This is a genomic window from Leptolyngbya sp. FACHB-321 (genome assembly GCF_014695975.1).
Classification (GTDB): domain Bacteria; phylum Cyanobacteriota; class Cyanobacteriia; order Leptolyngbyales; family Leptolyngbyaceae; genus Stenomitos.
The window spans coordinates 72,725-94,454 of record NZ_JACJPI010000074.1 but is presented as its reverse complement, the minus strand read 5'-3'; the positions used below and the strand labels follow the sequence as shown (position 1 = coordinate 94,454).

The 21,730-nt window shown below is 49.0% G+C and carries 22 protein-coding genes; 7 read left to right on the top strand and 15 right to left on the bottom strand.

The window, feature by feature from the left end; translation table 11 throughout:
• Positions 1-67 precede the first annotated feature (67 nt).
• Positions 68-1,945: an iron uptake porin gene (locus tag H6F76_RS21480; protein ID WP_190511377.1), complete on the bottom strand. Its 1,878-nt coding sequence runs from the start codon at positions 1,943-1,945 to the stop codon at positions 68-70.
• A gap of 385 nt (positions 1,946-2,330) precedes the next feature.
• On the opposite strand from H6F76_RS21480, the gene H6F76_RS21475 reads away from it, so the two are divergent.
• Positions 2,331-3,041: a GntR family transcriptional regulator gene (locus H6F76_RS21475; RefSeq protein ID WP_242036786.1), complete on the top strand. Its 711-nt coding sequence runs from the start codon at positions 2,331-2,333 to the stop codon at positions 3,039-3,041.
• A gap of 91 nt (positions 3,042-3,132) precedes the next feature.
• Here the strand turns inward: H6F76_RS21475 and H6F76_RS21470 are convergent, their stop codons facing one another.
• From H6F76_RS21470 to H6F76_RS21455, 4 genes are all read right to left on the bottom strand, one after another.
• A complete protein-coding gene (locus H6F76_RS21470; RefSeq protein WP_190511528.1) occupies positions 3,133-4,476 on the bottom strand; it encodes an SUMF1/EgtB/PvdO family nonheme iron enzyme in 1,344 nt (447 codons plus the stop codon).
• Positions 4,477-4,591: 115 nt separating this feature from the next.
• Positions 4,592-5,380, bottom strand: a complete 789-nt coding sequence (gene egtC / locus H6F76_RS21465) for an ergothioneine biosynthesis protein EgtC (protein ID WP_190511375.1) — start codon at positions 5,378-5,380, stop codon at positions 4,592-4,594.
• Between the two features lie 260 nt (positions 5,381-5,640).
• On the bottom strand, positions 5,641-6,603 hold the full coding sequence (locus tag H6F76_RS21460; RefSeq protein WP_190511373.1) for an NAD-dependent epimerase/dehydratase family protein: 963 nt from the start codon (positions 6,601-6,603) through the stop codon (positions 5,641-5,643).
• A gap of 142 nt (positions 6,604-6,745) precedes the next feature.
• Positions 6,746-7,045, bottom strand: a complete 300-nt coding sequence (locus tag H6F76_RS21455; protein ID WP_190511370.1) for a hypothetical protein — start codon at positions 7,043-7,045, stop codon at positions 6,746-6,748.
• 599 nt (positions 7,046-7,644) lie between these two features.
• Here H6F76_RS21455 and H6F76_RS21450 point away from each other — a divergent pair.
• Together H6F76_RS21450 and H6F76_RS21445 are read left to right on the top strand one after the other, a co-directional pair.
• On the top strand, positions 7,645-8,730 hold the full coding sequence (locus H6F76_RS21450) for a glycosyltransferase family 4 protein (RefSeq protein ID WP_190511368.1): 1,086 nt from the start codon (positions 7,645-7,647) through the stop codon (positions 8,728-8,730).
• A 55-nt stretch (positions 8,731-8,785) separates the two neighbouring features.
• Positions 8,786-10,276, top strand: a complete 1,491-nt coding sequence (locus tag H6F76_RS21445; RefSeq protein WP_190511360.1) for a glycosyltransferase family 1 protein — start codon at positions 8,786-8,788, stop codon at positions 10,274-10,276.
• A 55-nt stretch (positions 10,277-10,331) separates the two neighbouring features.
• Here the strand turns inward: H6F76_RS21445 and H6F76_RS21440 are convergent, their stop codons facing one another.
• The 6 genes from H6F76_RS21440 to H6F76_RS21415 form a co-directional block, all read right to left on the bottom strand.
• A complete protein-coding gene (locus H6F76_RS21440) occupies positions 10,332-10,700 on the bottom strand; it encodes a DUF2237 domain-containing protein (RefSeq protein ID WP_190511358.1) in 369 nt (122 codons plus the stop codon).
• Between the two features lie 108 nt (positions 10,701-10,808).
• Positions 10,809-11,393 carry a hypothetical protein gene (locus tag H6F76_RS21435; RefSeq protein WP_190511356.1) on the bottom strand — a complete coding sequence of 195 codons (585 nt, stop codon included), beginning with the start codon at positions 11,391-11,393 and terminating at the stop codon, positions 10,809-10,811.
• A gap of 21 nt (positions 11,394-11,414) precedes the next feature.
• Positions 11,415-11,774, bottom strand: a complete 360-nt coding sequence (locus H6F76_RS21430) for an urease subunit beta (RefSeq protein ID WP_190511354.1) — start codon at positions 11,772-11,774, stop codon at positions 11,415-11,417.
• Between the two features lie 32 nt (positions 11,775-11,806).
• A complete protein-coding gene (gene ureA, locus H6F76_RS21425) occupies positions 11,807-12,109 on the bottom strand; it encodes an urease subunit gamma (protein ID WP_190448936.1) in 303 nt (100 codons plus the stop codon).
• Positions 12,110-12,136: 27 nt separating this feature from the next.
• Complete coding sequence (locus H6F76_RS21420; RefSeq protein ID WP_190511352.1) at positions 12,137-12,967, bottom strand: urease accessory protein UreD; 831 nt, start codon at positions 12,965-12,967, stop codon at positions 12,137-12,139.
• Between the two features lie 78 nt (positions 12,968-13,045).
• Entirely contained in the window at positions 13,046-13,876 is an 831-nt protein-coding gene (locus tag H6F76_RS21415) for a leucine-rich repeat domain-containing protein (protein ID WP_190511350.1), read from the bottom strand.
• A gap of 734 nt (positions 13,877-14,610) precedes the next feature.
• Between H6F76_RS21415 and fmdA the strand changes: the two genes are divergently transcribed.
• The 4 genes from fmdA (at position 14,611) to H6F76_RS21395 (ending at position 19,344) form a co-directional block, all read left to right on the top strand.
• Positions 14,611-15,816, top strand: a complete 1,206-nt coding sequence (fmdA, locus tag H6F76_RS21410) for a formamidase (RefSeq protein WP_190511348.1) — start codon at positions 14,611-14,613, stop codon at positions 15,814-15,816.
• A 304-nt stretch (positions 15,817-16,120) separates the two neighbouring features.
• Positions 16,121-16,387, top strand: a complete 267-nt coding sequence (locus H6F76_RS21405; RefSeq protein ID WP_190448940.1) for a zinc ribbon domain-containing protein — start codon at positions 16,121-16,123, stop codon at positions 16,385-16,387.
• A gap of 158 nt (positions 16,388-16,545) precedes the next feature.
• Entirely contained in the window at positions 16,546-17,628 is a 1,083-nt protein-coding gene (locus H6F76_RS21400) for an aliphatic amidase (RefSeq protein WP_190448941.1), read from the top strand.
• Positions 17,629-17,781: 153 nt separating this feature from the next.
• Complete coding sequence (locus H6F76_RS21395) at positions 17,782-19,344, top strand: glycosyltransferase family 39 protein (RefSeq protein ID WP_190511347.1); 1,563 nt, start codon at positions 17,782-17,784, stop codon at positions 19,342-19,344.
• Positions 19,345-19,430: 86 nt separating this feature from the next.
• Here the strand turns inward: H6F76_RS21395 and rpmA are convergent, their stop codons facing one another.
• The 4 genes from rpmA to H6F76_RS21375 all read right to left on the bottom strand — a co-directional run bounded on the left by rpmA (position 19,431) and on the right by H6F76_RS21375 (position 21,728).
• The gene (rpmA, locus tag H6F76_RS21390; RefSeq protein ID WP_190511345.1) at positions 19,431-19,724 is read right to left on the bottom strand and encodes a 50S ribosomal protein L27; all 294 of its coding nucleotides are present in this window, start codon (positions 19,722-19,724) and stop codon (positions 19,431-19,433) included.
• Positions 19,725-19,835: 111 nt separating this feature from the next.
• Positions 19,836-20,246 carry a 50S ribosomal protein L21 gene (gene rplU / locus H6F76_RS21385; RefSeq protein ID WP_190511527.1) on the bottom strand — a complete coding sequence of 137 codons (411 nt, stop codon included), beginning with the start codon at positions 20,244-20,246 and terminating at the stop codon, positions 19,836-19,838.
• 259 nt (positions 20,247-20,505) lie between these two features.
• Positions 20,506-21,069, bottom strand: a complete 564-nt coding sequence (locus H6F76_RS21380; protein WP_190511343.1) for a 5-formyltetrahydrofolate cyclo-ligase — start codon at positions 21,067-21,069, stop codon at positions 20,506-20,508.
• Between the two features lie 29 nt (positions 21,070-21,098).
• Positions 21,099-21,728 carry a class I SAM-dependent methyltransferase gene (locus tag H6F76_RS21375; protein ID WP_190511342.1) on the bottom strand — a complete coding sequence of 210 codons (630 nt, stop codon included), beginning with the start codon at positions 21,726-21,728 and terminating at the stop codon, positions 21,099-21,101.
• Positions 21,729-21,730: the final 2 nt, after the last annotated feature.

Below are 21,730 nucleotides of genomic sequence, written 5' to 3'. Positions count from 1 at the left end.
TAATGACTCTGGCAACCAATGGGTGTGTAGGGTGCTACAAACTGCTGATTGCTAAAAACGCTGATTGCTAAAAACTGAACTGAGCGCGAACATTACCGACAAAGACGGTAGGATTGCTACTGAAATTATTTGGGTTCCAGATGGCATAAAAGGCAGGCACGATCGCAATATTGTTCGTCAACGGGTAATAGTAGGAGGCTTCCAACTCATACTGTGTAACGCCATCACCAGCACCCGACAGTAAAAAGCGCCGCCCACTTAAATAGTCGTGGGGCACCAAAAAAGAAAGGACACCCAACGCTCCTTTTTTACCTAAATCAGGTAAACCCACGCCAAATTGGATCGACTGCACATCGACACTGCCACCCGATCGCGCCGCATTGACCGGATCGATCTGCGTGCTGCCGTACGAGTAGCGCCCAAAAATACCAAAGCCCTGGGTAATAAGCCAGTCAAAATTCAGTACCACGGCATCGGCATCCGCATCGTTTAGCTGCCCACCAAAGCCATCATCGGCATAGCCATAGGGCAGTGGTTCTCCCACCGTGCCACCAATAAAGCCGTTGTAAGCCTTGAGCTTGGAACGAGTGTAGAGCAGCCGTATGTTAAAACGCTTGCTTGGTGAAAAGGTGAGTTCACCCGTGATGGTATTGGAGCTGTTAAACAACCCATCGGCTGGGTTGCTAGAGGTGTTAAAGCCACCAGACGAATTGACAAATTCTGTGTTTTCAGCCAGATACCCAGCTGTAAAGCGCAACTGTGGGTTAATCGTCCAGATAGCAACAGCACCAGACCCACGATCGACTGCATTAGAAAGCGTACTGCCGTTTGAGTTGTAGCTGGTCGCTCCGGTAAGAAAGAACGTAAAGCGATTCGAGTCAAAGTAGCGATAAAAGTTAATGCGGGGACCAACAACAAGCCGCACGCTCTGACCGATGGGAAAGGCGTAGGACAGTTCGCGGATGACGACCGAGCCTTGGCTTAAAGTACCCGTTTGATCGAGAAAGGGTGTGCCCCACGAGTTGAAAAAGCCTGCCGAAACAAGTTGATTGGCAGGCGAGTTGCCATTTCCTGCTGCTAACTGGGTGATGAGAGAATCTTTGCCCGTAAACGAGGTCGTGAGCGTGAGAAAGGTGTAGTAACTCGCCGTCACTTCTGGCTGTTGCCGTTCAAATGTAGACGGTGCCAATGTAATCGGATTGCGGCGCGGCGCGGCAAAAGCATTCTCTGAAAAACGACGTTCAGCCGTCACAGAACCATCCACGAACGCCCCCGTCATGTTAAACCACACCAGCCCATTGAGCTTTGTTGTGGTTGAGAATTGCTGCGCTGCGAGGGTGGTAGTGCGGGCTTCCAGTGCCGTCACTCGTCCTCGCACGGTCGCTAATTCTGCTGCAAACTCTTCTTGCAGTTTTTGCAGAGCAGTGAGATCCTCTTGCTTGACCAGGGTGGCCGTACCAGCGGCAATCAACTCATTCACACGATCGAGACAGGCATTTAAACCAGCCGCGAATTCATAGCGGGTAAGGGCACGCTGACCGCGATAGGTTTGATCGGGATAACCAGCAATACAGCCATAGCGTTCTACCAAGGATTGCAGCGATTGAAACGCCCAATCGGTCGGCTGGACATCGCTTAACTGTGAAACCGATGTCGTTTGATCAACATCAGTTTCGTCAGACTGAGCCTCTACATCAATCTGTTCTAACGTGGTTAGCTCAGTGGCAGGGCTAACCTGCTCTGCCACTGAGGGCGCTGCCACCACCTGTACAGGCTCCGTTACGATCCTGTCTGACGTAGAGATCGCTGGCTGTCTAGCAGTGGTTAGTGTTGGAACCGATGGTTGAATCTCAGTTGCTACAGCCAGTAACGGTTGGGCAACCACGCTCCATGTTAGAAAGGGTGCTGTTAAGAAGAAACTTTGCACGATCGCTGCTTTATACATGACTCCTCACACAAGTAAGCAAACTGGTCGCTCGTGACCGTTCGCTGTACCCCTAGCCAATGGCATCTTTCAGAGTGCAGCAAACATCGCCCTATGTTAAGAACATGGGCAGAGCATAGACACGACGAAGCTAGTTTGAAAGATTGAGACTGCGCTTTAGACTGCCTGCACAAGCTATGACTTGCAGCCTTACTTGAAGCAAGAACCTGAAACAAAAAACTGAAACGCTATAGCCTGTATGCAGTACGCAGATTGCTATACACCGTATACCATAGTGAGATGAGCCGTTGTTTGGTGTACGTTACGCTACAAAGCTTAGATGTCGATCGCAGCCAAGGCGCTTGCTTATCTTGCATAGTTCTCCGACACTCTAGGAGTATTCACTTTGGCGTTCCCACCCGTTTTGCCTCTTTCTACTCGTCCGCTCCAACGCGCTCAATCACTTCACGAACAAACGTATCAAACGCTGCGTACAGCAATTTTGTCAGGAGAACTGTCGGCAGGCGATCGCTTGGTCGAAACTCAATTGGCAGCCAGCCTAGAAGTGAGCCGTACTCCTATTCGTGAAGCAATTCGTCAGCTACAGCGAGAGAACCTCGTTACGACCGATCCGCATGGGGCGCTACGGGTTGCTATGCTCTCAGTGACGGATGCCGCACATCTTTACGATTGCCGCATGGCGCTAGAGCAAGTTTCAGTTGCAGAGGCATGTCGCCATGCCACACCCGCTCAGCTTGAGCAACTTGACCTGGCGATTCAGCAGGCAGAGAAAGCCATAGAGCAACCGACTCATCAGTTGACCAATTATCAACTGCTGCACATGGATTATCAATTTCATCGGCTTTTAGCCGAAAGTGCCGACAATCCCTGGCTGGTTTCCTTGCTCGATCAGGTGTTTGACAAAATGATGCTGCTGCGGCTGCGGACGATGCAGCACAATCCGCACGTGCTAGAAATTCGTAGCGAACATCGCTCCCTCTATCAAGCAGTGAGCGATCGCAACCCAACTGCTGCTGTCGCAGCCCTTCAAGACCATCTCCTTGCTAGCAAAAAGCGAGTGATCCAAGAGATCGAGCAAATTGGGGGCAAAGGCTAGAGGATGAAGGCTAAAAGCTGAAGGCTAAAAGATCAAAGTTGCAAGGTTTTTAGCTTCAAACCGCTTTTTTCAGGCAGAAGCGAGCTTTTCGCTATCCCACATCAGACACACAACGAAAGCCAGCGAAAATCTCGCGGACGTGAGGATGGTACCAGTTACGAAACGCACAGCGCAGGGATGACGGTTGCGTTGCCCAACTGCCGCCTTTCAATATTCGATGTTGCCCATCAAAATATGCCTCAGAGTAGCCGCGATAAGGATAGGCTTCAAAACCTGTGTAGCGATCGAACCAGGAGTTTGTCCACTCCCACACATTGCCTAGCAGATCCTCGCAGCCGAAGGGACTCGTGCCAGCAGGATACGCACCGACAGGTGTAGTTTGTCCAACCGCATGATTGCAGTTGCAGTCGTGCTCACTAGGTACGGCTTCACCCCAGGGGTAGGTTTGTCGTTGCTTGACGATCGGGTTCCAGCTTGCTGCTTTTTCCCATTCCGCTTCGGTGGGCAGACGCTTGCCCACAAAGCGAGCATAGGCATCGGCTTCATACCAGCTCACACCGCAGACCGGATGGTTAGCACGATCAGGAGCATCAGACCAGTAAAGCGGCTGTATGACCTGAGCCGACTGTAGCCACGCCCAGCCTTCGTCCGACCACCAGCGCGGCTCTTGATAACCACCGGCTGACATAAATGCCTGGTACTGCTTACAGGTGACAGGAGCGCGATCGATCCAATAAGTTTCCACATACACCCGATGCACCGGACGTTCATTATCTAGCGCCTCAAGGGATTCATTGCCACACTCAAAGGAGCCTGCGGGGATATGGATTTGGGGAGTGGGGAGTGGGCTTCGACGTGAGCGCTCAGCCGAGCGGGAGTGGGGAGTGGGGAGCGAAAGAGGTAGGGACGTAGAGGGAACAGTTTTAAGTTCTGAGTTTTGAGTTGTGCCTTGACGGCTAATGGCTAAGAGCTGAGGGCGAAGAGCTGAGGGCTGACCGCTCTCTTCTACCTTTTGTCTTTTGCCTTCTGCCTTCTGCCTTTTTATAAGCGCCAGCACAATCGCGATCGTCTCTCCATGCTGGCTTTCATGTTGCAGCAACCAACGCCAGAGCCGTTCTTGCTCATCCAGTGGTGCTGTTTCTAAATAGGCAAAAGTAGCCTTGCGAACGGCACTTAGATACGTCTGCACTTCGGCAAGGTCGGGCAGATAAACGCGCTCTGCTTTCGGTAAGGTATCCGCAGCAAAGAGCCGACGGTACTGCGGGTATTGGGGCGGCAGCCCAGCAAGGTGCTCCAGTAGCCAAAGGGCTTCTGTATAAGCGATATGCCCCAGGTGCCAGCCGATCGGGCTAAAGTCTGGGTGTGCTTGCTGGCAAAAAGTATTGTAGTCGACAGTTTGAAACAGCGCCAACGTAGCAAGACGACAGGCTTCCATCTGCTGCTTTATTTGCTGTCGGCGGTTTTGTAGTGAGTTGGAGGCGTGCGATCGCTCCTTAGCGCGATCGTCAGCGGCTAAAACAGGATCAGCTAAAACATTATTGGTGACAACATCAGATTGATCGGCTTTGGATATCGAGGTCATGAGTCACAGTAAGAATGCTACGTTCTGGGAAAGCAGTCCAGTTGCCAGCAAAAAGCGGTTCAGAGGCAATCAGCACAGCATCAGGAAAAAGTGGGTCGTCGCGTAACCAGTAGAGCGATGGTGTCGGGGAATGATTTGCAAAACGCGATGCTACCAGTTGGCGTCCGTCACTAATCACTAAATTGGCAGAAAATTCGGTTTGATACTGCTGTCCCAGGTCGGATAATATGGTCAAGGTTTTGTGAAAAGCGTCTGCCAACGCCATAGTCGGATTCGCTTCCAGCACATTAATCAACAAAGCGAAAATGTGCTCTGAATCGGTATTACCATCGATCGACTGATAGGTAGCATCACTAAGGCGCTCGCGAATCGGTCGATAGAGGGTCTGCCGAAAGTTCTCGATGAAGCCATTATGAATGCCTAAGATGAGACGCTGCTGAAACGGCTGACAATTGCTTAAATCAACTGACTGTCCAGCAGTCGCACTACGCACAGCGGCAAGCACGCAGCCCGACTCAATATATCGACTGAGGCTCGGTAGATTGCTATCACTCCAAATCGGCACCGTATTTTTGTAGGTGAATGGATCTGACTCTCGTTGCGGATGATACCAACCAGTGCCAAAACCATCTGCATTCAGCAAGCCAGAAGTCATTTCGCGGGGTTGATAGCTCTGAGAAATAAGAGAATGCTCCGGCTTATAGAGCAGGCGATCGAGCGTAACCGGTAAGCCTAAGTAACCCAGCAATCGACACATTTAGGAGAACACTTTCTGACCAGGACTCCTAAGGATTGTAACGAAATTGAGCTGACGGCGTAGCGTAACGTCGCGGAACACTGCTACTTTGCCTTATTCTGGTGTCTTACGTGTTTGTCGTCATTAGATAATTGATGGTTGCTCAGCTTCTCCTTGCCTTGCTCCTCATGACATCGGTCGGACTCAACACGCTTGGTCAAACGTTGTTAAAGTTTGGCTCAGGTCAGAATTCCTTTAATCCCTACTTATTGGGAAGCTCTTTAGTTTCCGTTTTGCTTAACATATAGAGATTTCATCCACGCCCATTCTTTCGCTAACCCTTCTGGAAGCGCCACCTGCGGGTCATAACCCAAGATTCTGCGGGCTTTCGAGACATCCGCAGCCGTATGTCGGGCGTCGCCTGTAGCAGGTGCCATTATTTCTCGTTGGAGTGGTTCACCGACAATTGTCTCAATCGTCGCCAAGATTTCTGTCAGCGCTACACGGCTGCCGCCACCAATGTTAAAGACTTCACCGATCGCCCCTGTCGCCGTCGCCGCCGCCAGGTTTGCCGCTACCGCATCACTCACAAAGGTAAAATCGCGCGTTTGCTGCCCGTCGCCGTAGACTGCGATCGGCTGCCTGGTCAAAAACGCCTTAAAAAACTTATGGAATGCCATATCAGGGCGCTGTCGTGGACCATAGACCGTAAAGTAGCGCAAGCCTACGGTGGGTACACTAAAATTGCGATGGTAGAGCAAGCACAGACGTTCGGCTGCGAGCTTTGTAATCCCGTAGGGTGAGACGGGTTGAGGGCAAATCAGCTCGTGAGTCGGCAATGTTTCCGCATCACCGTACACAGATGACGACGAGGCAAAAACGAGGCGTTTTAAGTTTGCGTTTTTTGCTGCTTCTAGTAGTACCTGAGTCGCATTAATATTTCGTTCCGTATAGCTGCGAAAGCCGCTGCCCCAACTGTCGCGGACTCCGGCTTGGGCGGCTTGATGATAGACCACATCCACATCGGACAAGAGTGTAGACCAGTCCAACTGCTGCATCTCAGCTTCAATCAGTTGAAAGGACGGGTGCTGGGCTAAGTGAGCAATGTTTTTACGCTTCAGCAGGGGATCGTAGTAGTCGTTAAAGTGATCAATCCCAATGACACGATCACCCCGATCAAGCAAAGCATCGACCAGATGAGACCCCACAAAGCCTGCTGCACCCGTCACCACATTAATAGTCATGCTGTCTCAATTCACTTCACACAATCAACCTTGGCTAAAGCTATACCATGACTAAAGCGTTTAAGCCGTTTTGGCAGTCGGTCGTATCTCTCCCCTCAGCCTAAAAACTGTGTCCAGGACTGAAGCTCCATCCTTTTTAAGCTTAGACTTCTGATTCAAGCTTAATGGCGGTTCTTTGACCCTCAGCAGCGTTTGCGACTTGATTGCAATGGCGGCAATCGCTTGGTGCATCACAGTTGGGACAACCCCGAAAAAACCGCTCGATATCTTCTACATCCAGTGCTGCCAAACCATCAGAGGCTTTATAGCATTTAATCTCAAAGGCACTCACTTTTAAGGAGCCTTTGTGGGTGGCGTAGCAGTCTCCGCATTTGGGACTAAGGTTTAGCGCGAGGGTGTGCCAGTCAACGGCTGCAAGGAGCTTTTCCGAAAGTTTGATCATGCGCAATTGCCTTTAGTTACTCGAGTATGAAAGCAGTCATTGTGATAGCAACCGTTGCCTGCCAGTATCGACTCAACTCCTAGAAGCAGCGTTCTAACCATTTAGGGCAGGCTCCAAAAAACCTTCATCGAGCATCAACAGAGGGAAAACGCAACGTTGCGTAGACCCATCATAGTGGTCATTGTGAAAAGCAATTTTTTTGTTAAGAAAGACTAGAGCGCACGATCGAACTGTGGCGGAACATATCAACTTAGTCCAAAGCAGTCAAGTAGCTAGGGGCTGTGTTTTGACATCTAGCCTCAAGGGGGATTGCATCCGCTAGAAAGACAGGTAAAGTGCAGTCACGTGTGTTATTGCGAACATGGATGCTACACAACGATGCATATCCGATGGTAGGTGCAGGTTCGGCAATCTCCACCCTATTTAACCCGGATGTCCATCTAGACAGAATGTAAAGTTTCCATTAGATTTTTGACTAAAGCTTTAGCAATGTGTTCTCTTTTGCATCTGAATCTAGCGTGCCTTAACGTCTTTGCTCACAACGCTGACTGAGAGCGACATAGCACTCATTTAGAATCACTTTTCAGGAGATTTTCCATATGCGGATTGCTCAAATTGCACCTCTTTGGGAGCGCGTACCGCCTCCTACTTACGGCGGCACCGAACTGGTTGCGGCACTCTTAACAGATGAGTTAGTGCGGCGTGGTCATGAAGTAACTCTGTTTGCCTCTGGTGATTCTCAGACCCTTGCTAGGTTAGAGGCAGTACATCCTCGTGCCCTTCGTTTGGATGACAGCGTGAGAGAGTATGGCATTTACGAAATGCTGCAACTGAGCACAGTTTACGATCGCGCTAACGAATTTGATATCATTCACTCCCACATGGGCTGTTCGGCGTTGTCCTACGCCAAGTTGGTGAAAACGCCCACTGTACATACGCTGCACGGTATTTTCACCCCAGATAACGAGCGGATGTTTACCCATGCGAAACAACAGCCGTTTGTCAGCATTTCGGAGTCCCAACGTGAGCCAAGACTAGGGCTTAACTGCGTAGCAACTGTCTACAACGGCATTGATACCGATAGCTACAACTTTTATCCGCAGCCCAGCGACCCACCTTATCTAGTCTTTTTGGGACGGCTGTCACCAGAAAAAGGTACTCACTTAGCGATCGAGATTGCTCAGCGCACCGGCTGGCACTTGAAGCTGGCAGGCAAAATTGATCCAGTGGATGTGGAGTATTACGAAACTGCCTTAAAGCCGCACATTGACGGTAAGCAAATTGAGTATCTTGGCGAGGCAAACCACCAGCAGAAGAACGTGCTGCTTGGCAATGCGTTTGCGACCTTGTTCCCCATTACCTGGCGCGAACCCTTTGGCTTAGTGATGGTGGAGTCAATGGCAGCAGGCACCCCCGTCATTGCCATGAACCTTGGTTCGGCAGCAGAACTGATCGTGCATGGTAAGACTGGCTTCCTGTGTCACAGCGTTGATGAATGTGTGGCTGCACTCGATCAAGTCCCACTGATCGATCGCCGTGTCTGTCGTGAACACGTTGTTAGCAACTTCAGCGTCAAGCGTATGGTCGATGGGTACGAAGCGGTTTATCGGCAACTTGCTAATGAACGGTTTGCCCAAAATGGGCAGTCTCGCCATGCAGTAAGTGCTGCCAGCAAGCGTAGTTAGTCATTGGGTGGAGGCACGAGTCTCCACCTTTTTTATGAGGTTATGAGGAGAAGTTATGGTCAGCTACAGCTCAAAACCCGGTATCTCTTTGCCTACAGCGGCAAGCCAACCTTATGTTGCGCCTCGCAAGACTGTACCGACACGGCAAGCGATCGCGCTGATCTCGGAGCATGGTGACCCAGCCGCAGAGCTCGGTAAAGACGCGGCGGGTGGACAGAATGTATACGTGCGGCAGGTCGGCGAAGCGCTAGCTAAACTAGGCTGGCAGGTGGATATGTTTACCCGCAAGGTTAATCCCCAGGACGCGGCGATCGTGCAACACTCTCCCCACTGCCGTACGATTCGGTTGGTGGCAGGTCCGGAGCAGTTTATTCCCCGCGATGCGCTGTTCCCCTATATGCCAGAGTTTGTTGAGGCGTTCCGAGCCTTTCAAAGTAAGGAAGGCAGCCACTATCCGCTGGTACACACAAATTATTGGATGTCTGCATGGGTCGGGTTGCAGCTTAAGCAACACAGCAACATTCAACTCATCCATACTTATCACTCGCTGGGTGTGGTGAAATATCAAACCGTGCCCGATCGCCCAGCCATTGCTGATACTCGTCTGGCGATCGAGCGTCAGATTCTTGAACAGGCAGACTGCATTGTGGCAACCAGTCCTCAAGAGCAGGACGCACTACGCAAGATGGTTTCAGAGCAGGGCTACATTGAAGTAATCCCTTGCGGCACTGATATCGACAACTTCCACACCATACCCAGGGCAGAAGCCAGAGCCACGCTGGGTTTTGCTGCAGATGACGCGATCGTTCTTTATGTGGGGCGCTTTGATGCCCGCAAAGGAGTTGAAACGCTGGTGCGTGCCTGTGCCCAGTTGAATGAGGGCATCGTCAATAAGGAAACAGGCGACAGGGCAGTAAAGCCTACGAACCTGCGCTTGGTGATTGTGGGTGGCAGTGATCCAAACGGCGCTGATGGGTTGGAACGAGAGCGGATTGATCAACTGGTGCAGTCGATGGGGCTAGCAGAACAAACCGTTTTTGCTGGACAAATTGGACATACACAACTGCCGCTCTATTACACAGCCGCTGATGTTTGCGTTATCCCAAGTCACTACGAACCGTTTGGACTGGTGGCGATCGAAGCCATGGCGTGCGGTACACCTGTTGTCGCTTCTGATGTAGGCGGTCTGAAATTCACAGTCGTACCCAATGAAACAGGTTTGCTCGTGCCACCACAAGATACAGAGGCGTTTGCTCAGGCGATCGAGCGTGTGCTAACTGATGAACTGTGGGCGAAAAAGTTGAGACAGCAGGCACCCATTCGAGTCCAGAAAAACTTTAGCTGGTCAGGTGCAGCGGTGCATTTGAGCGATCTCTATCGGCGCTTGTTAGCTCAATCCATTTCCAGCACCTTGTTCTTTGGTGCGGCGACCACGACTCAACCTGAAAGAAGCGAAAAACCACCTATTTTGAAGGAAGCCGCGTTTGCGATCGGGTTAACCAAAGAGCGGATAACAGACGCTGAATTATTGAGCGTTGCTGATTAAAGGTGCGAATTTCTTAGAGAAGTCTTGCAGGGCAATGCCCTGCAAGCAGACTTAGTTAAAGATTCAAAGCGTGTTCTTGCAGCACTTCCAGTGGTACGACGTTCAGTGCAGCTTCATGCGTCGCTTCAAGGATGATCGGGGGCGCAACACCCGCATCCAGCGCTTCTTTCCAGCGCGAAACGCACAAACACCATTTGTTGCCAGGCTTCAAGCCAGGAAAATTGTATGACGGGACAGGGGTACTCAAATTATTGCCCCTGGCTTTTGTAAAGGCGAGAAACTCTTCGGTAACCTGGGCGCAAACGACATGAGTTCCGAGATCTTGAGGACCGGTTTCGCATACGCCATTACGAAAGAAACCTGTCACTGGGTCGGTGCAGCAAAGCTCAAGTTTTTCGCCAAGCACATTTTTCGCGTTTGTCATGGTCTTTGCTCCTGTATATGATAGTTAGTTAAATTAGTAAAGAAATAATTGGGTGGTAGCAATCGCAGTCATTGGTCCAAGAGCAGGCAGTGGCAGAAGAATATATTGCTATTTAGTGCAAACAAGATTTGTGACTGAATACCATTGAGAATTTATTGGATTTAACGCAGCATAAGCAACTTTAAATGTCCGTTCGCTCTTTCTTGTAATCGTTCGACGTAGAATGTAATCCTCTTCCTGTGTTGTTTGAGCTCCTTGCCAAACGAATTCTTCTTTTTGCCATCCTACAGAATTAAAGATTAGCTTACTACCATCATTCGCTAATACTGTTTGCACAAAGCGATCAGATGCTACATCGTATGCCATTGAACCTTGAATGAGAATCTTTTTGTTACGCTCTCGATTCCTAATATATGTTCCTTGAACTCTGTAGGATCGTTTGGCAGCCTGAGCGGTGACGTTCCAAGCCATTTTTCCTGCTAACTCAGAATCAGCTGTGCCAACATCCTGAACTTGACAAACCCAGTTTCCTTGAAAGTAAGCCAATTGAGCAAGCTTAGAAGGCGGTGATTTTGGCTGCTCTGCAACACTCTTTTCAAGAGCAGGCAAATGAATAATTACGGGTAGACCAATCGCGATCGCCTTCATCAAAGCGATACTAAATTTGCCAATTACCACCTTTCTCAGAGTCATCAAAATCGTCTCACGCGGTTATTATTTTTTCTTCTTGCCTTTTTCTTTTTTCGTCTTTTCCTGAGCGTTTCTACCATCTAAGAACCCATCAACTTTGTTGTTGAAACCATACACTTCGCGGCTGCCTGCAAGCGTCACCAGCGTTACTTCTTTTTCATCACCTGGTTCAAAACGAACCGCTGTACCGGCGGGAATATCCAAACGCATTCCACGCGCTTGATCGCGATCGAACCTCAGCGCTTGATTAACCTCGTAAAAGTGGAAGTGAGAGCCAACTTGGATAGGGCGATCGCCTGTATTTGCCACACTTAGTGTCACGGTTTCACGACCGACATTTAACTCAATCTCACCATCTTCAACGAACAATTCACCTGGAATCATAGTTACTCCGTAAGCCAATTTTTAGCGAGCGATCAACGAATGGGATCATGAACGGTAACTAGTTTTGTACCATCTGGAAAAGTTGCTTCAACTTGTACTTCGTGAATCATTTCGGGTATGCCTTCCATCACATCACTGCGCGTTAGTAACGTGGTGCCATAACTCATCAATTCGGAGACCGTGCGTCCATCGCGTGCGCCTTCTAAAATAGCGGCTGAAATATAGGCGATCGCTTCAGGATAGTTGAGCTTTACTCCACGATCTTTCCGTCGTTCTGCTAGTAAGGCAGCCGTAAAAAGCAATAATTTATCTTTTTCTTGTGGCGTTAGTTGCATCGTTCAATCCTCACCATTGATTCTTCTTTACAGCACGCCCCAAACTCTTGGTACGCAACCAGAGCGACCCAAGAATGATAAGCGGATTAGCCGCCAAACTTCAACAAACCACTGGCGAACGTCAGCCGTTGAGTGTCCTCGGTAACGGCATAGTAAACCCGACTGCAAGCGAGTCACACCGCCTTCCCCCGCTCCTGCCCAGAGCAATCGCGCCTGCTCCACCAACTTTGTATCCACTGGCTGCCCCACAAAGGCAAAACTACCAACCACCGGGCAACCTGCCAAGCCATGATTACCATAAAACGAGACTTCACTGCCAGGAAGCCATTGACGATCGATCCATAAGGGACGACCCTCCTGCCAGATTTCGGTCTGCGAGCGCCAATCGCCCTGCAAAAACTGCTCGTTTCTGGCGCTGCGTCCAAAGCGGGTCATCTCCCAACCCAGCCAGGTCGCACCAGGAGCGAGTTCAATCCGCATTGCCTGCCGATACCTCGCCTGGTCAAAGACGATCATTTCCTGGGGCAGCCATTCCAGGCAGGCTCCAGTCGCTACATTGACATGGGTTGTTTGGTTCGCTTCTAGCCCACTAGTGCGATAGATTTTGCCCGCCGAAGCCGTGGTAATGAGCGCGTTTGCCTGCGGTTGCAGTTGAATATCAAGCGCAAGGCGATCGCCGCCCACAATGCCGCCTGCCGTATGCAAAATAATGCTATGGCAAACGGACTGACCTTCTGGATAGAGCGATCGTTGCACTTTAAGGGGTGCCTGTGCCTGAGCGAAAGCAACGTGAGTCGTGTGGTTAACACTGCCATAGACGAGCTTTAAACTGCCACGCCAGCCTGGGTTGATCGTCATAAAAAAGGCTTAAGAAGTTGAGGAGCAGAATCAGAAAAACTGTGTTGCGACAAATAAATCAAATAAACAATGCTTGTTCTAAAAGCGACAAATAGACTCTGGTTGAATAGGGCAAGTTTGGTTGGGTAGGGGGTTATTCTGCAAATACAACACATTAAGGTTAGTGAGTGCTTTAAGAGGAGTGAGATTAGTAACGCGATTACCACCTAAATACAGTGTTGTAAGGTTAGACAGCGCACCGAGCGCGCTAACATCAGCGATTTGATTGCCACCTAGAGCTAGATTGGTGAGATTTGTCAGTGCTCTTAAAGCACTAACATCATCGATTTGATTGCCGCTAAGGTCAAGCGTGGTTAAATCAACTAATGATGTGAGTGGCGAAAGGTCAGAAATCTTTTGGGCAGAAAGTGAAAGCTCTGTAAGACCCGTTAGCGATCGTAGGGGGCTAATATCAGCAATTTGATTGAAGCTTAAATCTAAACTATTTAACTTTGAGAGCGGTTTTAGAGGATTAAGATCAATAATTTGATTAGAAACCAAATCAAGACCATCTAAATCCTCTAAAAACTGTAGTGAATTAATGTTTACTATACGATTGTTACCTAGATAAAGAGCATTCAATTTACGTAAAGGTTTGAGCGGAGTTAGATCAGCAATACGGTTATAACTCAGATAAAGCCGAGTCAGATTAATCAGGGAGCTTAAAGGCTTTAGATCGACAATTTGATTGTTGCCTAAATAAAGCTCGTTTAATGCCGTTAATACCTGTAAAGGGCTGAGATCAACAATCTTGCTATCACTGAGGTCAAGGGTTGTTAGACCAGAAAGAATTTCGCTTGACTGATAGCAATCGAGTGTACGCGATCGCTTCAGCAGTACATCGATCGTCTGCCTAGTTGATGCAGGCAACGTAGACTTTTTGAGGCACCAATCAGCAAAATTTTTGAACTGTCTGGTAGTGCCGTTTTGTGAGATCGCTTGTGCAGAGGCAGTTGAGATGTGACTGCAAACAATAGTACAACAGGTGATTGTCAGCAGCGTTAATCCTTTCAGCCTTAACAACCAGGGCTTTTCTTTAATAAATAGTTTGTTGTTAGATGAAGAGCAATCAGTAAGGGCTTTACATCGCATCATCATGCATCCGTAACGTATGTTTTAATGTTAAACAGTCTAAGCAATCAGGACACTGGATACAACACCACATCGCTAGGTTTTTTCTGCTGTTTCCCGCCTCTGCTTGCGTATTTAATGAGAGCTTTGGGTAGGACGATCGCCACTAAAAGGTCACAACTATAAGCTATAACCCTTTTGCTTAACAATGCCGCTGCAAAGCTGATTGGTATGAATAAAGCAGGCACACCTTGAATGATTACGATCGCAACAAATGTGACAAAAGCTACAGATTGCACGCAGGCTTGACACTAGAGTCTAGACGTTGTCTGAACCTTTGAATACTGATTCAGAAGCGGTTGGAGCACGTTATTGCAGCTTTCAACCCAAGAGCTTTGTAGGCTTTTTTAGCTATTGCGTTGGACATCATAACGGTTCAAAGCAGTAGTTGAAAGGAGCGATCGCAAAGCCTTTCTTTGGGTTGGTTGCTGTAAAAATTTTCGTTAAAGCAACTCGGTGAGCAGGAGCGTTCTATGCCAAAAACATTATTCCAAGTCGATTTGACCAAGCCGATGGATCAGCAAGAGCTACCTGGTCACAATCGCTGGCATCCAGATATTCCAGCCGTTGTCTCTGTCAATCCTGGCGATGTCTTTCGGATCGAGTGCAAGGATTGGACAGATGGTCAGATCAAAAATGATGACAGCCCGGATGACATTCGCGATGTAGATCTAACCGTCGTTCACGTTTTGAGCGGACCCATCCATGTCAACGGTGCTGAACCTGGCGATATTTTGGTCGTTGATTTAGTTGATATTGGTGCGCTTCAAGGCGATGAATGGGGCTTTACAGGCATTTTTGACAAGAAGAACGGTGGCGGTTTTTTGACCGATCATTATCCTGACCCAGCGAAAGCGATTTGGGATTTTCAAGGCATCTACACCACCTCCAGACACATTCCAGGCGTGAAGTTTGCGGGCATCATTCACCCTGGCTTAATTGGCTGTGCGCCGTCTCACGAACTGTTAGCAACATGGAACAAGCGCGAAAAAGAATTGGTAGATACGGCTCCCGATTTGCGAACCTATGGCGCGGGTCTTTCTGGCGACAAACCAGTGTTGGCAGCGCTGCCAAATCCTAAGAACGCCATTCTTGGTCAGTTGCCAAAGTCTGAGTTCGATCGCGTGGCGGCTGAAGGCGCACGAACTGTACCCCCGCGTGAGCATGGTGGCAACTGCGACATCAAAAACCTCTCAAAGGGCACCCGCATTTACTTCCCGGTGTATGTGGAAGGCGCAAAGTTATCAATGGGCGACATCCACTTCTCGCAAGGTGATGGTGAAATTTCGTTCTGCGGCGCGATCGAAATGTCTGGCTTCATCGACATCCATGTAGACATCATCAAAGGTGGGGTTGAGAAGTACGGCATGGTCAACCCCATCTTTAAACCCGGTCCGGTAGAGCCTCGCTTCTCCGAATACCTAGTATTTGAAGGCATCTCGGTCGATGAGTTCACAGGTAAACAGCACTACATGGATGTACACATTGCCTATCGACGGGCGTGCTTGAACGCGATCGAGTACCTGAAGAAATTTGGCTATACGGGTGAGCAGGCATATCTCTTGCTCAGTTGCGCTCCCGTGGAAGGCAGAGTGAGCGGCATTGTAGACATTCCCAATGCCTGCTGTACGGTGGCAATTCCAACTGCGATCTTCGACAAGCCCATTCTGCCTGTGTAAAAAAAGTTGTTAGTTGTTGGTTGTTGTTTTTTAGAGTTTGAATTGAAAACCGGATGGTGTTTGAAAACCTATCTTCAGTCTCAATCTTTTGATGCACTAACAGCTAACAACTAACAACTAAGTAGGTCTCCCTAATTAAACGTAGGATGTGTAAAGCCTGCGGCATGGCTTCGCTAAAGACGGTAGCCGTAACGCATCAACTCCTTGAGCAGCATGGGTGACGCTATTGCTAACCCATCCTACGAAAACCCTGTTTACTAACAGCTAACAACTAATAACTAACAACCAATAACTACTAACTAAAATGCCTCTCTACGAGTTCAAATGTGATAACTGTGGCGTGTTTGATCAATGGCGATCGATCGCAGAATGTAACGATCCGGCTAGCTGCCCTACCTGCGAAGGTGCCACCAGACGGCTTTTTTCAGCGCCAGCACTGTTATCGGGTTCGTTGCGCTTAAAAACGGCACGTTCAGAGCCAGAGTTAGTCCAACGATCGAACGATCGCGAGCCAGAGCGACCGAAAGCACAAGCGCACAATGGTGGACGACCCTGGATGATTGGGCATTAGCTTTAGTCGTTGCTCCTACAGTTGCACTATAGGAAAAAATTGTAACCGTCGTTACAGGGTGGGACGATCGAAGTCTATAAACTAGCCCCTATTGCCAGTACTTTGATCTGTCCTGAAGCAAAGAATTTGTGCCGAGCAAAGATTATTAGGAGGCTTGAATGTCTTATCACGGTGATATTTCGTCTAGTGACGACGCTGTAGGGGTGGCGGTAGTCAACTACAAAATGCCGCGCCTGCATACTAAGGAAGAGGTGCTTGCAAACTGCAAAAATATTGCCTCTATGATTGACGGCATGAAGCTTGGTCTTCCTGGCATGGATCTGGTAGTTTTCCCAGAATACTCAACCCACGGCATTATGTATGATGCTGGCGAAATGATGGAAACTGCCGTCTCCATCCCTGGGCCAGAAACCGAAATTTTCGCCGAAGCGTGTATCCGCAACAAAACCTGGGGCGTTTTTTCACTGACGGGCGAGCGTCACGAAGACCATCCCAACAAGGTGCCCTACAACACCCTGATTTTGATGAATGATCAGGGCGAAATCGTTCAGAAGTATCGCAAAATCATGCCCTGGACACCCATTGAGGGCTGGTATCCTGGCGATTGCACTTACGTTACCGAAGGTCCCAAAGGCTTGAAAATCAGCCTGATCATCTGTGACGATGGCAACTATCCTGAAATCTGGCGTGACTGCGCGATGCGTGGTGCTGAACTGATTGTGCGCTGCCAGGGCTATATGTATCCCGCGAAAGAACAGCAGGTGATGGTTTCTAAGGCAATGGCGTGGATGAATAACGTCTACGTTGCCGTTGCTAATGCTGCTGGCTTCGACGGTGTTTACAGCTACTTTGGGCACTCGGCGATCGTCAGCTTTGATGGTCGAACCTTGGGCGAATGTGGCGAAGAAGACATGGGTGTGCAGTATGCCGCTCTATCTAAATTTGCGATCCGCGACTTCCGCAAAAACGCTCAATCGCAAAACCATCTGTTCAAGCTCTTGCATCGTGGCTACACCGGCAAAATCAATTCGGGTGAAGGCGCTGAAGGCGTCAAGGAATGCCCATTTGAGTTCTACCACACCTGGATCAATGATCCAGCGAAGGCAAAGGAAATCTCCGAGTCGATCACTCGTCCGACGGTGGGCGTGAAGGAATGCCCGATCGAGGGGTTGCCGACCGAAAAACTGATTGAAACGCCACTGGTGATGAAGGAGAAAGAAACGGTTCTCCTTAACAACTAAACTGATTTCATTAGACATCATTGCTGCTCTGAACGAAACGCTTGCGTAAACCACGCAGGCGTTTTTTTGAGGAGGGATAATGATCGCAGCCATTTGCCATCCTGAATCAGTTAAACAGGCATAATGCGTGCAGATGCTTGAGACGAATTATCCATGCCGCGATCGTTCTTGCCGTTTCTCCTTGCTTTTATTCTGCTGCGCTTAGTCTTTTGGTTCGCCACTTTTCCCAATCCTGATGAGGCATATTACTGGTTATGGGGGCAGTATCCCGCGCTATCTTACTACGATCATCCACCACTAGAAGCTTGGGTGCAAGGGTTATTTACAGCAGTACTGGGACGTTCTACGTTCGTACTACGGCTTCCCAATCTGTTAAGTAATGCAATTCTTTTCTACACATATTATCAAATCATTCGCTATCTCTACAGTGAGAAAAGCCAGCAATCTTTTTGGTTGGTAGTGCTATTGGTGCTGTCCTCACCGCTGTATTTCTTGTTTCTAGCGCTGGCATGGCATGACCATTTGTTGATTACGCTCTCGTTAGCATCGACGTATCTCTTTATCCGCTTTTTAGATAGCTATATCGAAAATGGTACGGGCGAAAGCTGGCGTTTATACGGTGCGGCAGGCACGATCGCGCTAGCTCTTTTGTCTAAGTACAATGCTGTTTTTGTCATGTTAGGCTTTGTGGCAACGCTGACTGTAGACAAACGCTTGCGTCCTTTATGGCGCGATCGCCGCCTCTATTTGGCAGGCGCAATCACACTTACAGCCTTAATTCCTATTTTTTTATGGAATCTTTTTAATGACTTTCAGTCGTTTCGTTACTATGTCGATCGTAGCGTTGGAGCGAACAACTTTAGCCTTAGATTCTCGCCTTTTTTCAACTTTTTATTGTTCTCAGTTCTGCTCGTCTCACCCATCATTTGTTTGGGTTTCTTTCGTGGCTTAAAAGGTTCAATGCAACAGAGCAAAATCCGCTCAATTTATCCAACAGTTGCATTTTGGGTGTTCATTCTCTCTACCGTAGCGCTTACAATCATTTCGCTACTGTCTGCTGCACTTTACTACTGGAATATTACGGCTTATTTATTGCTGTTTCCCTTGCTGCCTGCTGTTTTTGGAGCGGTTAGCGGTCAGCAGTCAGCGGTCAGCAAAGGCAGAGGCTTAACTAACAATTTGCAAGCTTCAACCTCTACGTCTTCAGCCTCTCATGCCTTGCCAAAGCGTCTTTTTGTTGCCGCCCAATGTTATGGCTTATTATTCGCAACACTGTTGGTGCTTCACTACAGCGTTCTGCCGCTATCAGCTTTATTCGACAAAGAGAGTGATCCAGATTCACGGATGTTGTTCGGTTGGCAACAGGTTGAAGCGGCGATTAAAACAGAAACTGAAGCAGTCGGTCGCAATCGTTTTTTAGCTACGACAGACTATCGTTCGGCATCAGCATTGGCGTATCAGCTTAACGATAAAGTGGTAATGGCGATTTCCGATCGCGTTGATCAATTTGACTTTTGGTATACCAGTGATGCCCCCTTCAAGGGTCGTAATGCGCTGCTTTTGTCGGATGATTGGCATCCGTTACAACCAGAATTGCTTGCCCAGTTCGATCGCACCTCAGAACAAACTACGATCGCGATCGTGCGCTTTGGCATCTGGATCAAAAACTATTACCTCGTCAAAGGCTATAGATTTCGCGGCGGCAAGGTTTCTTAAACGCATACGCATAAAAAAACTCTCAGCGTAAGACCAATTTGCAAAAGGCTTCGTGCTGAGAGTTTTAAAGGAGTCTGAATGGTTGACTAAGCGGTGACTGCCACAGGTTCCGTAGTCGCGGTTTCAGCGATCGGATAGACGCTAATTTTCTTTTTGCTTTTACCGTAGCGTTCAAAAGTAACAATACCGTTGATCAGCGCAAACAGTGTGTCGTCACTACCACGACCGACATTGCTGCCGGGGTGAATTTTAGTACCACGCTGCCGGATCAAAATATTACCTGCTTTAACAGTCTGTCCACCAAAACGCTTCACGCCTAGACGTTGAGCATTAGAGTCGCGACCGTTACGTGTACTGCCTGTACCTTTTTTATGAGCCATTGTTCCCCCAATCTGAGTCGTTATCTAACAGAAATCTAATGCACATCACTTAATCGATCGCAGCAGTCATGTCTAGCATTGCAGCCAAACCTCCTGCTTAATCGAGTGTAGCTATGCGTCGTCGGTGTCGGACACGGTCGCAGGTTCAGGTGCCGCTGCTTTCGCTGCTGGTGCGGCTTTGGTTGCCGCCTTGAGGCTAGAACCACCAATACTAATGCTATCAATCATCAAGCGGGTTAGTTCTTGACGATGCCCTTGCTTTTTGCGGGTTTTCTTTTTAGGCTGCATTTTGTAGACGATGATCTTGCGATCGCGCAGATGCTGCATCACAGTTGCTTCAACCGTTGCGCCTTCTACGTGGGGTTGCCCAACACTGATGTCGCCATCGTTTTGTACAAACAGCACTTTGTCGATTGTAATTTGAGAGTCGGGTTCAGCCGCAAGACGGTTAATGTCGTAAAACCGACCTGGCTCTACGCGTAACTGTATGCCACCCGCTTCGATAATTGCGTAAGAAGTCATGAGATAGTCCTGGAAGTTGCCGTACAGGTAGCCGATGAGGGTTTTGAGCTTTAAGCACTGAGTTTTGCATGAGCCTAACGCCTCAAACTCGACACTTAAAATGAACTCATCACTCATTCAAGGGCTTTTGCTTTGCCTGACCTGTTCCGAGCAGGAATAGACAGTCAGTTAACCAGTATCTCTACTTCTAACAGCTACTGTCAAGCCTGAAGCAAGAATCGCTTGGAAGATGGATTCGATCGCCCGTTGAAATCGGTTACTACCGCTGCTTCGAGAAGAATAGCCCCTGTTCCGTACAAACGGCTGTGAGCGGTCGGTCCCATCCATCTTCAGGAAGCGTAGGCAGGTAGGCACTGTCAAAAACGATGCCGATCGTTGGCTTTTCTGCCCAGTTTGGTGTCGCTAGCAGCCGATCGTAAAAGCCGCCGCCGTAGCCCAACCGATAGCCACGAGTGTCACAGGCGATCGCGGGCACCAACAGCAAATCCACCTGCTCTGGTTCCAGCACAGGCGAGTCTGGATGCGGTTCTAGAATGCCGTAAGCTCCAGTTTGAAGGGGCAGTGGCGCTTGAGATTCCCAGCGATGCCAGTGCAAAGTTTTGCCAACGCAACGCGGAAAGCCCCAGCTTTTTTGGGTTTTGAACAGCTCGCTAAGATCAGGTTCCTGACGAATGCTGAAGTACGCAAGCACAGTCTGAGCGGTGGTGAAAAGAGACGACGATCGCAACTGGTCGCAAAGTTGGCTATTTTTCGCCTGCCAAACGTCTGGGTCGATCGACTGCCGAGCCTTTAAAAGCGCTTTTCGCAACTCTTTTTTATCCATCGTTAGGCACACAAACTTGACGCATCGGTTTAAGACCGCTTCTTTACCTGAATGACTTGCAGACTGCCACCCGCATGAAGTGTTTGCCGCACAAGCTGAAACCCAGCCGTTTCTAATAACGTTACTAAATCAGAGTTGATCAACGTCCATGCGGTCTCCGTCTCAAAGAGCAGCAGAAAAAGCGAGAGTCCGGGCACAAAAAGCGGGTTGGTCGGTTTGTGAAAATCAACCAGTGTGAAAACACCATCTGGTCGGAGGACACGGTGTACTTCCTTCAAGATTTGCTGAAGTTGCTGTGACTCCATTTCATGCAGTGCCACGCTAGTATGCACTACATCAAACTGGTTGTCAGGGAACGGCATCGCCTCTGCAAAGGCTTCGACATAGTTCGCCTGAGGCACATTTTTCTGAGCACGTTGCAGCGATAGTGGCGAAGCATCCAGTCCAGTCACATGGCACGATCGCTCTACTAAAAATTTCGTTGCCTGCCCACTCCCACAGCACAAGTCGAGAACGCTGGTTTCAGGGGCGATCGCCACCCCTTCTAACGCTAATTGCCGAAACCGCCGCTCTCCACCCACGCTCAACGCTGCCAACCGCGAAAAGCCATCGTAGAGCCACTGATATTGGTAACTCCAATCTCTAAGAATGGTTGCCATAG